Source organism: Nocardia sp. FBN12 (assembly GCF_054031145.1).
Map to the genome: position 1 here is coordinate 6,012,827 of NZ_CM132926.1, position 13,668 is coordinate 6,026,494.

The following is a 13,668-nucleotide window of genomic DNA, read 5'->3' on the forward strand; positions in this document are numbered from 1 at the left end:
CGCGCCACCAAGCAGACCCCAACCCCGCCCACCCCGAGCGCACTCGCACCTCCAAACCCCACCCCCAATCACACCGCGCAACCCATGCAGTAGCTCCCACACCACCACCCACCGCGCAGCTCCCACACCGACAACGCTGAGCGAACCCCAGCCCGTCCGCCCGCATCTCCAAATCCCACGGTGCACACCCAGCCTGCCCGCATCTCCAAATCCCCACGGCGCACAACCGAGCCCGTCCGCATTTCTGAATACCCGCGGCCCACACCGAGCCAGTCCGCATCTCTAAATCTTCACCGCTCGCACCGAGCCAGTCCAGATATCCAGAACCCACCGCTCACACCCAGCCGGTCCACATCTCTAGAACCACGGCGCACACCCAGCCAGTCCGCATCTTCAACACCCCCCGCCGCACACCCAGCCTGTCCCCGTCTTCAACACCCCCACGCCGCACACCCAGCCTGTCCCCGTCTTCAACAACCCACCCACCCCAACCACCGCACTCCCGACCCCTAGGGAGGGACGGCCACGAAGTGGCCGGTCCGCGGCCGGGTCGCCGGTTAGCCGCCGGGGCGTACGCGACGAAGGAGCAAGCCCCGGTGGCTAACCGGCGGCCCCTCAGGGCCGCGGACACGCGCGCGCCAGCGCGCCAAAAATACAGCCAGCGCGTCCCGGACTACCAAACCCCAAATCTCAACACCCCCGCACACCACCACCCCCGCCACCACAAAACAACCACCCCCCGTTCCACGTGAAACACTCCCACCCCAAAACGCGACCGCCAGCGGAGTGGTCACAACGCACACGCACACCACTAACGCGCCACCCCGCCACACCTAACGAATTTCACACCGCCCAAACCCCATACAACAACCCTCACCCCAATTCGTCACGTTACGAAAACCCTTCGAACGCACCCACCCTCAAACCAACCCAAAGAAAACCAAACTCACCGACGCTTCCGAGCCTTCTTCTCCACCCCAGCAGCCTTACGCTCACTCCGCCGACTAGGACGCTCAGCCCGGGGGAGCAGCTCAGCACTGATCACCAAAGTAGGAACCTCCACAACCCCAGCACCACACCCCACAACCCGAAGATCCGTAGCCCCATCACGAATCAACTCAGCACCATCCCGCTCGAGCTCCTCAGCCGCACTCGTCCCCTTGAGCGCCAGCATCCGACCATGATCACGGAGGAGCGGCAGAGACCAGTGCGCAAGCTTGGCAAGAGGAGCGACCGCCCGCGAAGTAACAACATCAGCACCGCCCGCTTCCTTGATCACCCCCGACTGCTCGGCACGACCGCGAACCACCGTGACATCCAGCCCGGCTTCCTCGATGAACTCACTCAAGAAAATCGTCCGCCGCAGCAACGGCTCCACGAGGGTGATCCGAAGATCGGGCCGAGCGATCGCCAGCGGGATTCCAGGAAGACCGGCACCGCTCCCGATATCGACCACCGAAGCGCCTTCGTCGATCAACTCGCCGATGACAGCACAGTTGAGAATGTGACGCTCCCACAACCGGGGAACCTCACGCGGTCCGATGAGACCGCGTTCCACGCCGGCCGTCGCCAACGCAGCGCAGTACCGGCGAGCGATGTCCAAGCGGTCGCCGAACACGCGGGCAGCGGCGGCGGGCGGTTCCAGCTCGTCGGACGGCGCGCTCAGTTCTCGTTCCACGTGAAACATCCTTCTCCGTTGATGGCAATGAAAAAGCCCCCGGTCCGAGACCGGAGGCCTAATCACATGTTCGTGGTTACGGCGGAAGTCAGCCTACTCGGGCACTACCACCACGTGACGATTCGGCTCGACGCCTTCGCTCTCGCTCGCCACACCCTCGATATCGGCGACCGCGTCGTGCACGATCTTCCGCTCGAACGGAGTCATCGCCGACAGCGCCTCGGGCGCGCCCGACTCCAGCACCCGCTTCGCGGCGGCGACACCGATCTCGCTCAGATCGGTCCGGCGCTGTGCACGCCAACCGGCCACATCGAGCATCAGCCGGCTACGCACGCCGGTCGCCTGCTGCACGGCCAACCGGGTGAGCTCCTGCAGCGCGTCGAGCACTTCACCGTTGCGCCCGACGAGCTTGGTCAGATCGCGGCCGCCATCGATGCTCACGATGGCGCGGTCGCCCTCGACATCGAGGTCGATATCGCCATCGAAGTCGAGCACGTCGAGTAGCTGCTCGAGGTAGTCGCCCGCGATCTCGCCCTCTTCGATCAACGCTTCTTCGGCGTCGTTCACGACGTCAACAGCAGTCGTCGCCACAGTGGCGTCCCCTCCGTCGGTCTCGGTCTCAACAGTCATTGGATTCCCTCTATCCGATCGCGTCTCAGCGCTTACGCTTCTGGTTCGCACGGCCACGGTTACCCGGCCGCTGCTGCCCGCCGGGCCTACGCTTGCCGCCGCCCTGCTTGGCCGACTGTTTGGGGGTGGTGCCGTTGGTCGCCGCGGTGCCGTTCGCCGAGGACTCGTCATCGGCCGGGGCATCCTGTTTCTTGCGGACGTCGACGGGTTTGACACCGGGCTTAGGCGCGTTCTGCGCCCGCAGCTCGAGCTTCTTCTGCTTGCGCTCTTCGTCTTCCTTTTCCATCCGGCCGAACACCAGGTGCTGCTGTCCGTAGGTCCAGATGTTGTTGGCCACCCAGTAGAGCAGGATGCCGATCATCAGGAAGGGGCCACCGACCATCACGCCGAGCGGGAAGACCCACAGCGACAGCTTGTTCATGATGGCGGCCTGCGGGTTGGCCGCGGCTTCGGGTGTCTGCCGCTGGACCGAGGCGCGGGCGTTGAAGTGGGTCGCCAGACCGGCGATGATCATCAGCGGAACCGCCACCATCGCGATGTTCAGCTTGGTCGGCGTGCCGCCCCAATCGGCGAACGCCTGCATCTCGCTGGCGGGCGCGGTGATGAAGGACGCGATCGGCGCACCGAAGATGCGGGCGCTCAGGAACGACTGGACATCGGTCGCGCTGAAGATGTAGTTCGGGGTGTGCGCGTTGTCGTACGCGCTCATACCCAACTGACCCCAGCCGTGGCCGGTGCGGTTGAACGAACGCAGCACATGGAACAGACCGAGGAAGACCGGCACCTGCACAAGGACCGGCAGGCAACCCATGAGCGGGTTGAAGCCGTGCTCCTTCTGGAGCTTCTGCATCTCCTTCGCCATGGTCTCGCGGTCGTTCTTGTACTTCTTCTGCAGCTCCTTGATCTGGGGCTGCAGCTCCTGCATCTGCTTGGTGGTGCGCACCTGCTTCACGAACGGCTTGTACAGCACAAGCCGCAGCGTGAAGACCAGGAACACCACGGCGAGGCTCCACGTGAGCCCGCTGTCTGCTCCGAACACAAAGCCGAAGGCTTTGTGCCAGAACCACAGAATTGCGGATACCGGCCAATAGATGATGTCGAGCACGGCTCTAGGTACTCCCGTCGTTCGTATCGCCGATCAGCGCGGGCGATGACTTTGTGCAGGCTTTCGACCCGCGCTCAGGCACGGGATCCCACCCTCCAGGGTGCCAGGGCGCGCATTTCGCGAGCCGCACGACCGTCAGTGCCGATCCGACGACCAGCCCGCGGGTACGCAAGGCAGTCACCGCGTACTCACTGCAGGTGGGGGTGAACCGGCAGATCGGCATCCGGGTGGGGGAGACGTAGGTCCGGTAGAGCTCGATCAGCGCGATCAGGGCTTTAGCGGGTAAGCGGGTGAGCGTCCTCATCGCCGTTCACCGGCCGGGGTGCGACCGAGCGCGAGCTCCGGTTCCCCGCGCAAGCCGAGCTTGCGCAGGCCGGTGCGCAGCTGGCGCAGCAACTCGGCGGAATCAGCGGTGGCGGCGCCGGGCAGCGCCCGGATCACGACATCGGTACCGACAGGCAATTCGTCGACCACCTGGGCGCACATATGACGCAGGCGGCGGGCCACCCGGTGGCGAACCACCGCGTTACCCACCGCCTTGCTGACAATCAGTCCGAACCGCGGACCGCCTACGCGGACCAGGGAATCGCCGTCGGCGACATCGTCGTACCCGTGCGTGAGCGCGTGTACGACGAGATCTCGCCTCCCGATTCGCTGACCGCGGCGCACCGTGCGGGAGAATTCGGCACGGTGGTGCAACCGATACGGCTCAGGCAACACCCGAGCGTCCGACTACGCGCGATCAGGCAGTCAGTTCGGTACGGCCCTTGCGGCGACGCGCCGCAACGATGGCGCGACCCGCACGGGTACGCATCCGGAGACGGAAGCCGTGGACGCGCGCCCGACGACGGTTGTTCGGCTGGAACGTCCGCTTGCCCTTGGCCACGGTCAACACTCCTGTAGTAAGTGGGCACCATTCGGCGCCCGAAGTCTGTACAAATGATTTGTCTGCGCTGCGGACCGCGGTCTACGCACAGATTGCCTTGGCGATCGGTGTGCAGCAGACAGCCGCCAACCGCGCCAAGGGGTGACTGTACGAGGGTACTTACCCCGAAGGGACGGGTCAAACTCGGCCCCCACGTACCTGTCACCGGCACGAGCTCCAGGTTACCGGACCCCCGAATCGGCCGTGGACGCGGCGCCGTTCGCGTGGCGCATCGAGCCCGACCAGGCACGACACGCCCGGGCCGCAGTGACGCATGCAGGCACTTTTCGTGAGTTCTTCCACACCCCTGGCGTTGCGTGGCGCGGCCAGCTAGCCTCTGTAGCCGGGGGATTGCTGAAGAACCGCTGGTCCAGCCCCATTCACTGCCACACGCTGGCAGAATTCCTTTATCCCCAGGTTTGTCCACATCTGTGGATAATTATGTGGACAGACGGCCGCAGTGGCATATTCGTAGGGCCGTCGGTGCCCGCGCCGCAGTCCGGAATCGCCGGACCTCGAGCGTTCGAACCAGCTTCGGTTGTACGCAGGATCACTGGATAACACCTGTTCGCGGGTGGTTTCCGGCGTGCGCCGGGCCGTGGGCCCCAACTAACCGGTCCGGGGAGGACGCTGTATGGACGACGAGCAGAACGTACTGGCCACGGTGTGGCCAGAGGTGGTTGCCGAGCTCACCACCGGCTCTGCCGACGGCGCCATCCCCGCGGTGAGTCGCGCACAGCAGGCCTGGTTGAAGCTGGTGAAGCCGCTTACCGTCGCGCAGGGTTTCGCGTTGCTGTCGGTTCCGTCCTCGCTGGCACAGGAGGCGATCGAGCGTGATCTGCGCGAGCCGATCCTGCGATCGCTCGGCCGCCGCCTGGGTCCCCAGGTGGAAGGACTCGGAGTGCGCATCGCCGCGCCGAGCCCGGCCGCGGGGGAGCGGGCCGGTAGTTCGCCTCGGCACGCCAGGATGACGAGCAGGCCGGAGCGTCCGCGCGAGCAGGTGCGCCCGCCCGCCGGTTATCCCGGGCCCGATTTCAGCGTTCCCGATTATGCCGCGCGCGGTGAGTACGGCAGGCCGCGTTACGGCGCAGGCGAGTATCCGGGCCAGGGCGGGGAGTACGGCAACGACTATCCGGCCAACGGCGAGTACCCGAACAGCTACGGCGGCCGTGAGTACCCCGTGCAGGGCGGCGAGTACGGCGAGCGCAACGACTACGCCGGGCACCGCGACTACCAGGCCGAACCGGAGTACCAACAGAACCCGTCGGAGTTCAGCCAGTCCGGCGAATACAAGCAGGCGCCTGCCGAGTACGGCCAGCCCGCCGAGTACAAGCAAGCCCCCGCCGAGTACAGCCAGCAGCCGGAGTATCAGCAGGCGCCGTCGGAATACGGTCAGCAGCCGGAGTACCAGCAGGCACCCTCCGAGTACGGCCAGCCCGCGGAATACGGCCAGCAGACCGAATACAAACAGGCACCGTCGGAGTACCAGGGCGAGCGCAACGATTTCCCCGGTACCGATTTCGAGCCGACCGCGGCTTACCCGGTGGCCGACTACGCAGGCGGCGAGTTCGGCGGCCGCGGTGAGTTCCGTGGCGGTCGCCCGGACCAGCGGGTCCCCGAGACCGCACCGCCCGCCCGCCGTGAGCAGGCAGCTTCACCGCGCCGCGACCACTCCGGGCAGGAGTCGCTGTTCACGCCGGACCCGGCGCCGCAGCGTGCGCCGAACCGTGGCAGGCCGGCCGAGGAGCCCGCCGCGGCGCGGGCCGAGGAGCCGAGCGCCGAGGGTCAGGACACGCCGTTCCCCGGCCAGCCCGGTGCCCAGCCGGTCGACGACGAGCCGGTGGTCAGCAATCGCAACAACTGGCCGACCTATTTCAACAAGTCGCCCGAGGCGCCGCCGCAGTCCTCCTCGTCGGCCAGTCTCAATGCCAAGTACACGTTCGAGACCTTCGTCATCGGCGCGTCCAACCGGTTCGCGCATGCCGCCGCGGTGGCCATCGCGGAGGCACCTGCGCGGGCGTACAACCCACTGTTCGTCTGGGGCGCTTCAGGATTGGGCAAAACCCACCTGCTGCACGCGGCGGGCCACTACGCACAGCGCCTGTTCCCCGGCATGCGGGTGAAGTACGTCTCCACCGAGGAATTCACCAACGACTTCATCAACAGCCTGCGCGACGACCGCAAGGTCGCGTTCAAGCGCCGCTACCGCGAGACCGACATCCTGCTGGTGGACGACATCCAGTTCATCGAGGGCAAGGAAGGCATCCAGGAGGAGTTCTTCCACACCTTCAACACCCTGCACAACGCGAACAAGCAGATCGTGGTGTCCTCGGATCGCCCGCCCAAGCAGCTGGCCACCCTGGAGGAACGGCTGCGGACCCGCTTCGAGTGGGGCCTGATCACCGATGTACAGCCGCCTGAGCTGGAGACGCGCATCGCGATCCTGCGGAAGAAGGCGCGGATGGACCGGCTCGATGTGCCCCACGATGTGCTCGAGCTGATCGCGAGCCGGGTGGAGCGCAATATCCGCGAGCTGGAGGGCGCGCTGATCCGGGTGACGGCGTTCGCCTCGCTCAACGGTCAGCCGCTCGACCTCTCGCTGGCCGAGGTGGTGCTGCGCGACCTGATGCCCGATACGGCGGCGCTGGAGATCAACGCGGCGACGATCATGGCCGTCACCGCCGAGTACTTCAACACCACGCTCGAGGAGCTGACCGGGCCCGGCAAGGCCCGTCCGCTGGCGCAGGCCCGCCAGATCGCCATGTACCTGTGCCGTGAGCTCACCGATCTGTCGCTGCCCAAGATCGGCCAGGCGTTCGGTCGCGACCACACCACGGTGATGTACGCGGAGAAAAAGGTGCGCAAGGAGATGACCGAGCGCCGTCGCGTCTACGACCAGGTCCAAGAACTCACAGCCCGAATCAAACAGCGCTCCCGCTGATTTCATCCCCAACCCGGAACACCGCCCTGACCTGGGGCGGTGTTCTTTTTTGCCCTGTGGATTCCTCGAGGAATTCCTGTGGACTCCTCGAGGAATCCACACCTTTGTGCACCGGTCGGTGCACAGGGTGTTGGGCGAGCCTGTGCAGCGTTCGTGCACAGGCAGTTGTCCACATCATCCACAGGACGCTCCGCTAACACCTGTGCACTAGCGGTGACCTGCGACAGCGCCGAATCGGGCCTGTGGATTCCTCGAGGAGTCCCTGTGGAGTCCTCGAGGAATCCCCACCGTTACCACCAGGCTGCCCCGACGTGTGAACAACTGGGTGAATCCGGTGGAACAACTCGAGGACAACTCGAGGATGGAATGGGGACAACTTCGCGCCTCCACAGCCACCGCCGATTCATCCTCGAGTCACCCCAAGTCCATCCCCATCCCACCAAGCGGTCTGACCTGCGGATTCGGCCGAAATCCACAGATTCCACAGTGCCTACTACTACTTCAGTTCTCCTTCTAGAGAGAACTCTTTTAAAACAGGGTGTGTGGAAACTCGGTTGGGGAGGCTCGAGTCAGGCGGTCGTTCACTCACAGGCAGGCAAGGAGAAGCGGGGTGGATCGACAAGGCGGAAACGACCGGGAGGGTCGATGCGGAGTTCGCGCATCGCACGGGTACCGTTTGCTTGTCGGTTGGTTGTGCGAGACTCAGTGCGCGGCCGACACAGCAGTTCAACTCCGCTGACACACCCCCGCACACGGATTCGAAACTCGGAGAGGACAAATCGGGCGATGGAGCTTGCGAGCATGAAGTTTCGGGTCGCCCGAGAGGACTTCGCCGAATCGGTGGCCTGGGTGGCGCGCAGTCTCCCGTCCCGGCCTCCGGTGCCTGTTCTCGGCGGTGTGCTGCTGGTGGCCGACGAGAACGGCCTGACGGTCTCCGGGTTCGACTACGAGGTCTCCGCGCAGATGCGCGTCGCGGCCGAGGTCGCCGGTCCCGGCCAGGTGCTGGTCTCAGGCCGCCTGCTCGCCGACATCACCAAGTCGCTGTCGAACAAGCCGGTCGACGTCTCCGTCGACGGCACCCGCGTGCTCATCGCCTGTGGCAGCGCGAAGTTCTCCCTGCCGACCATGCCGGTCGAGGACTATCCCCAGCTGCCCGAGGTGCCGCAGCAAACCGGTGAGGTCACCGTCGACGTGTTCGCCGAGGCGGTCGGCCAGGTCGCCGTCGCCGCCGGCCGTGACGACACCCTGCCGATGCTCACCGGCATCCGCGTCGAGATCGAGGGCAACGACGTGGTGCTGGCCGCCACCGACCGCTTCCGCCTCGCCGTGCGCCACCTGCAGTGGAACCCGACCCGCTCCGACATCGAGACCGCGGTGCTGATCCCCGCGCGCACGCTGTCCGAGGCCGCCAAGACCCTCGGTGCCGCCGAGGCGCCCGTGCAGCTGTCGCTGGGCAGCGGTGGCGGCGCCGACGGCCTGCTCGGCATCGTCAACGGTGGTCGGCGCACCACCACCCGCTTGCTCGACGCGGAATTCCCCAAGTTCCGCCAGTTGCTCCCCAAGGAACACACTTCGATCGCCACCCTGCCCGTCGCGGTGCTCTCGGAGGCGATCAAGCGCGTCGCCCTGGTGGCCGAGCGCGGTGCCCAGGTGCGGCTCGAGTTCTCCACAGACGGCGTGCTGCTGTCGGCGGGTGGGGACGACGCGGGCCGGGCCGAGGAATGGCTGGAAGCCGATTTCCGCGGCGAACCCCTCACCATCGCGTTCAACCCCGGCTACCTGACCGAGGGGCTGGCCGCGCTGCACACCGACCGGGTCACCTTCGGGTTCACCACCCCCAGCCGCCCCGCGGTGCTGCTGCCCGCCTCCGACGAGGAGCCGAAGGTGCTCGAGTCCGGCGCGTTCGCGGCCTTGGAGAGCCAGTACATCTACCTGTTGATGCCGGTCCGGCTGCCCGGCTGAGCTGGCAGGGGCGGCTAGGCCTACATGTTCATCCGTGAGCTGTCGGTCCGTGATTTCCGTTCGTGGGAACACGCCGACCTCGAGTTGTCCCCAGGGCGCACGGTGCTGTTGGGGGCGAACGGCAACGGCAAGACCAATCTGCTCGAGGCGGTCGGCTATCTCGCGACGCTCGGCTCACATCGGGTCTCCGCCGACGCGCCGCTGATCCGGCTGGGTGCCACCCAGGCCAGGATCGGCGCCACGGTGGTGAACACCGGCCGGGAACTGCGGGTGGATGTGGAGCTCAAGGCGGGTGCCGCCAATCGCGCGCAGATCAATCGCTCGCCGGTGCGCCGTTCCCGCGAAATCCTGGGGATTCTGCAGACCGTGCTGTTCGCGCCGGAGGATCTGGCGCTGGTGCGTGGCGATCCGGGGGAGCGGCGGCGGTTCCTCGACGAGTTGTCCACAGCTCGGTTGCCCAGGCTCGCCGGGGTGCGCGCGGACTACGACAAGGTACTGCGGCAACGTTCTGCCCTGTTGAAAACCGCTGGGCGCCAATCGCGTTCGCGTGCCGATCTGGGCACCCTCGACGTGTGGGACGGCCATCTCGCCGACCACGCGGCGGTGCTGCTCGCCGAACGGTTACGCCTGGTCCACGACCTGTATCCCCATCTGTCCCAGGCATATCGGTCGATCGCGCCCGAATCACGTCCCGCGGCAATCACTTACCGCTCGGGGTACCTGCCACCGGAACTACTCGATCCGGCCAGGGCTCCCGAACCAGGTGATCCACAACTGCTGCACGAGATCATGCTGCGCGAGCTGGCCGCCGCCAGGAACCGGGAGCTCGATCGCGGGGTCTGTCTGGTCGGCCCGCATCGCGACGATCTGGAATTGCTGCTCGGCAGCGCGCCCGCGAAGGGCTTCGCCAGTCACGGGGAGTCCTGGTCGTTCGCCCTCGCGCTGCGGCTGGCCTCGTTCGAGTTGTTGCGCGGCGAGGGCTCCGAACCGGTGCTGCTGCTCGACGACGTGTTCGCCGAACTCGACCGCCGCCGCCGCGCCGCGCTCGCGGAGGTGGCCGCAGGCGCCGAACAGGTGTTGATCACAGCCGCGGTGGCCGAGGATGTGCCGTCGGAACTGGCCGCCGAACCATTGCGTGTGCACACGACCGGCGAGGCGGACCGGCGAACCTCACAGATCGTCACCGATGTCGTCGAAAACACCGAAGATATGCACAGTTCGCGATAGTTATCCCCAGCCCCTGTGGAAAACCCGCAACATGCTGGACATATGCCAGATCGGTGCTCGACGACCCCGTCGGCACCCCGGCGTAGACTCCACCCACACTCGGCCACTCCCCACACCGGAAGGCGGAAACCCGTGCCCGAAGATCCCGCACCGGAGCTGCGCGGCATCGATCTGGCCCGCCGTGCGCTGGAAGAGGCACGCGCCGCGGCCAAGGCGAGTGGCAAGTCCGTCGGGCAGGGCAGGGCCTCGCCGGTACGCAAATTGCGGGCCGGTGGCAGGCGCCGCAGCGGGTGGTCCGGCTCGGGTCCCGATGCCCGTGATCCCCAGCTGCTCGGCGCGCTCAGCGGCACGCTGGCGAAGAGTCGTGGCTGGTCAGGCAAGGTAGCCGAGGGCACGGTGTTCGGCAGCTGGCCCCGCGTGGTCGGCGAGGACATCGCCTCCCACGCCACCCCGGTGACCCTGGAGAACGGTGTGCTCAAGATCGCTGCCGAGTCCACCGCATGGGCCACCCAGCTGCGGATGTTGCAGAGCCAGATCCTGGCCAAGATCAATGCCGCGGTCGGGCAGGGCGTGGTCACCTCGCTGCGCATCACCGGCCCCGCCGCGCCGAGCTGGCGCAAGGGCGATCGCCACATCAAGGGCCGTGGGCCGCGCGATACCTACGGGTAGCCGCGCGGTGACCGGGGCGAGATCCGTTGCGCCCACGCCGCTCTCGAGCCCCGAAGTTGTGGACATGTACACAGGGCCTGTGGATAACTTCGAAGGCGACGACTGATCGCGCAAGTACATGGGTAACTCACCGGGACCGGGCCATCCAAGCCACCGAGACAGTCTGGCCGCCAGTGCAGATCTCCCCGCGCCTAAATCTGGCCATAGAGACACGGAGAGGCGGAAAGGCCGGAAAACTCCCGCAGTCGGACGATTTCTTGCATTCACGGGGAAGCCAGGGGTGTCGTAGGTGCACTGTAAGTTGGGCTTACCAGTAGGATGGTGACGTAACCAGCGGCGAACCTTCGGCGCGTGCTGTGCAGTCCGTGATATCTGATGGCTCTTCGCAGAGTCGTGCGCGTGCTGCCCAGGTCGCTGCGCCAGGGATCAGCAAGTAAGGAGAGCTACCGAGAAGTGGCTGCCAACGACTCCAACGCATCGGGCAAATCAGGCTACGATGCCTCCTCCATCACGGTCCTCGAAGGCCTCGAGGCGGTGCGTAAGCGCCCTGGCATGTACATCGGTTCCACCGGTGAACGCGGTCTGCACCACCTCATCTGGGAGGTTGTGGACAACTCGGTCGACGAGGCGATGGCGGGCCACGCCAGCAAGGTCGAGGTGACTCTGCTCGCCGACGGCGGCGTCGAGGTGATCGACGACGGTCGCGGCATCCCGGTCGGAATGCACGCTCAGGGCGTGCCGACGATCGAGGTCGTCATGACCCAGCTGCACGCCGGCGGCAAGTTCGACTCCGATTCCTACGCGGTCTCGGGTGGTCTGCACGGTGTCGGTATCTCGGTGGTGAACGCCCTCTCGACCAAGGTCGAGGTCGAGGTCGACACCGACGGCTACCACTGGCACCAGACCTACAAAGACGCCAAGCCCGGCAAGCTGGTGCAGGGCGAGCCGACCAAGTCCACCGGCACCACGGTGCGGTTCTGGGCCGACCCCGACATCTTCGAGACCACGAACTACAACTTCGAGACCGTCGCGCGGCGCCTGCAGGAAATGGCCTTCCTGAACAAGGGCCTGACCATCAAGTTCACCGACGAGCGGGTCGCCGAGGGCGAGGTCATCGACGACGTGGTGAGTGAGGTCGCCGAGGCGCCCAAGGACGCCGAGGTGGTCGCCGCGGAAGCGGTCGAGCACAAGGTGAAGACCCGCACCTACCACTACCCGGGCGGCCTGGTGGACTTCGTCCGCCACATCAACCGCACCAAGTCGGCCATCCACAACTCGGTCGTCGGCTACACGGTCAAGGGCACCGGCCACGAGCTCGAGGTCGCGATGCAGTGGAACTCGGGCTACTCCGAGTCGGTCCACACCTTCGCCAACACGATCAACACCCACGAGGGCGGCACCCACGAAGAGGGCTTCCGCGCGGCGCTCACCACGGTGGTCAACAAGTACGCCAAGGAGAAGAAGCTCCTCAAGGAGAAGGACGGCAACCTCACCGGTGACGACATCCGCGAGGGCCTGGCCGCCATCGTGAGCGTCAAGGTCGGCGAGCCGCAGTTCGAGGGCCAGACCAAGACCAAGCTCGGCAACACCGAGGTCAAGTCGTTCGTGCAGCGTGCCTGCAACGAGCACCTGCAGCACTGGTTCGAGGCCAACCCGGCCGACGCGAAGACCATCGTGCAGAAGGCGGTGTCCTCGGCGCAGGCCCGGATGGCCGCCCGTAAGGCGCGCGAGCTGGTCCGCCGCAAGTCGGCGACCGACCTGGGCGGGCTGCCGGGCAAGCTGGCCGACTGCCGGTCCAAGGATCCGCACAAGTGCGAGATCTACATCGTCGAGGGTGACTCCGCCGGTGGTTCGGCCAAGTCCGGCCGCGACTCGATGTACCAGGCGATCCTGCCGCTGCGCGGAAAGATCATCAACGTCGAGAAGGCCCGTATCGACCGTGTCCTCAAGAACAACGAGGTCCAGTCGATCATCACCGCGTTCGGCACCGGGATCCACGACGAGTTCGATATCGCCAAGCTGCGCTACAACAAGATCATCCTGATGGCCGACGCCGACGTGGACGGTCAGCACATCGCGACGCTGCTGCTCACGCTGCTGTTCCGCTTCATGCGTCCACTGGTCGAGCACGGTCACGTGTACTTGGCCCAGCCGCCGCTGTACAAGCTCAAGTGGATGCGTTCCGATCCCGAGTTCGCCTACTCCGACCGTGAGCGCGACGCGCTGGTCGAGGCCGGGCTTGCCGCGGGCAAGAAGATCAACAAGGACGACGGGATCCAGCGCTACAAGGGTCTGGGCGAGATGAACGCCAAGGAGCTGTGGGAGACCACGATGGACCCCTCGGTGCGGGTGCTTCGTCAGGTGACGCTGGACGACGCGGCCGCGGCCGACGAGCTGTTCTCCGTGCTGATGGGTGAGGACGTGGAAGCACGTCGCAGCTTCATCACCCGCAATGCCAAGGACGTCCGTTTCCTCGATGTGTAAGCGGCGCTGCGCCTGACGGGCGCGCCCGCTCGCATATCGGCCCCTCG

At 66.2% G+C, this 13,668-nt stretch carries 11 protein-coding genes; 5 read left to right on the forward strand and 6 right to left on the reverse strand.

What is annotated here, in order from left to right; genetic code table 11:
- Positions 1-946: 946 nt before the first annotated feature.
- The 6 genes from rsmG to rpmH form a co-directional block, all read right to left on the reverse strand.
- Positions 947-1,687, reverse strand: coding sequence for a 16S rRNA (guanine(527)-N(7))-methyltransferase RsmG (rsmG, locus tag ACWZHB_RS28395; RefSeq protein WP_427904831.1), 741 nt, complete (start codon positions 1,685-1,687; stop codon positions 947-949).
- Positions 1,688-1,771: 84 nt separating this feature from the next.
- Positions 1,772-2,308 carry a Jag family protein gene (locus ACWZHB_RS28400; protein ID WP_056822606.1) on the reverse strand — a complete coding sequence of 179 codons (537 nt, stop codon included), beginning with the start codon at positions 2,306-2,308 and terminating at the stop codon, positions 1,772-1,774.
- Positions 2,309-2,333: 25 nt separating this feature from the next.
- Positions 2,334-3,413, reverse strand: coding sequence for a membrane protein insertase YidC (gene yidC / locus ACWZHB_RS28405; protein ID WP_427904832.1), 1,080 nt, complete (start codon positions 3,411-3,413; stop codon positions 2,334-2,336).
- A gap of 4 nt (positions 3,414-3,417) precedes the next feature.
- On the reverse strand, positions 3,418-3,717 hold the full coding sequence (gene yidD / locus ACWZHB_RS28410; protein WP_266294807.1) for a membrane protein insertion efficiency factor YidD: 300 nt from the start codon (positions 3,715-3,717) through the stop codon (positions 3,418-3,420).
- The gene (gene rnpA, locus ACWZHB_RS28415; RefSeq protein WP_427904833.1) at positions 3,714-4,133 is read right to left on the reverse strand and encodes a ribonuclease P protein component; all 420 of its coding nucleotides are present in this window, start codon (positions 4,131-4,133) and stop codon (positions 3,714-3,716) included. Before rnpA ends, yidD begins: the two co-directional genes overlap by 4 nt.
- A gap of 22 nt (positions 4,134-4,155) precedes the next feature.
- Entirely contained in the window at positions 4,156-4,299 is a 144-nt protein-coding gene (gene rpmH, locus ACWZHB_RS28420) for a 50S ribosomal protein L34 (protein ID WP_082843828.1), read from the reverse strand.
- A 673-nt stretch (positions 4,300-4,972) separates the two neighbouring features.
- On the opposite strand from rpmH, the gene dnaA reads away from it, so the two are divergent.
- From dnaA to gyrB, 5 genes are all read left to right on the forward strand, one after another.
- Positions 4,973-7,279: a chromosomal replication initiator protein DnaA gene (dnaA, locus tag ACWZHB_RS28425; protein ID WP_427904834.1), complete on the forward strand. Its 2,307-nt coding sequence runs from the start codon at positions 4,973-4,975 to the stop codon at positions 7,277-7,279.
- Between the two features lie 786 nt (positions 7,280-8,065).
- Positions 8,066-9,241 (forward strand): DNA polymerase III subunit beta, encoded by a 1,176-nt coding sequence (dnaN, locus tag ACWZHB_RS28430; protein ID WP_427904835.1) that lies wholly within the window; start codon positions 8,066-8,068, stop codon positions 9,239-9,241.
- Between the two features lie 24 nt (positions 9,242-9,265).
- The gene (gene recF / locus ACWZHB_RS28435) at positions 9,266-10,468 is read left to right on the forward strand and encodes a DNA replication/repair protein RecF (RefSeq protein WP_427904836.1); all 1,203 of its coding nucleotides are present in this window, start codon (positions 9,266-9,268) and stop codon (positions 10,466-10,468) included.
- A 132-nt stretch (positions 10,469-10,600) separates the two neighbouring features.
- Positions 10,601-11,137: a DUF721 family protein gene (locus ACWZHB_RS28440; protein ID WP_427904837.1), complete on the forward strand. Its 537-nt coding sequence runs from the start codon at positions 10,601-10,603 to the stop codon at positions 11,135-11,137.
- Positions 11,138-11,590: 453 nt separating this feature from the next.
- Complete coding sequence (gyrB, locus tag ACWZHB_RS28445) at positions 11,591-13,621, forward strand: DNA topoisomerase (ATP-hydrolyzing) subunit B (RefSeq protein WP_427909331.1); 2,031 nt, start codon at positions 11,591-11,593, stop codon at positions 13,619-13,621.
- The last annotated feature ends 47 nt before the right edge of the window (positions 13,622-13,668 follow it).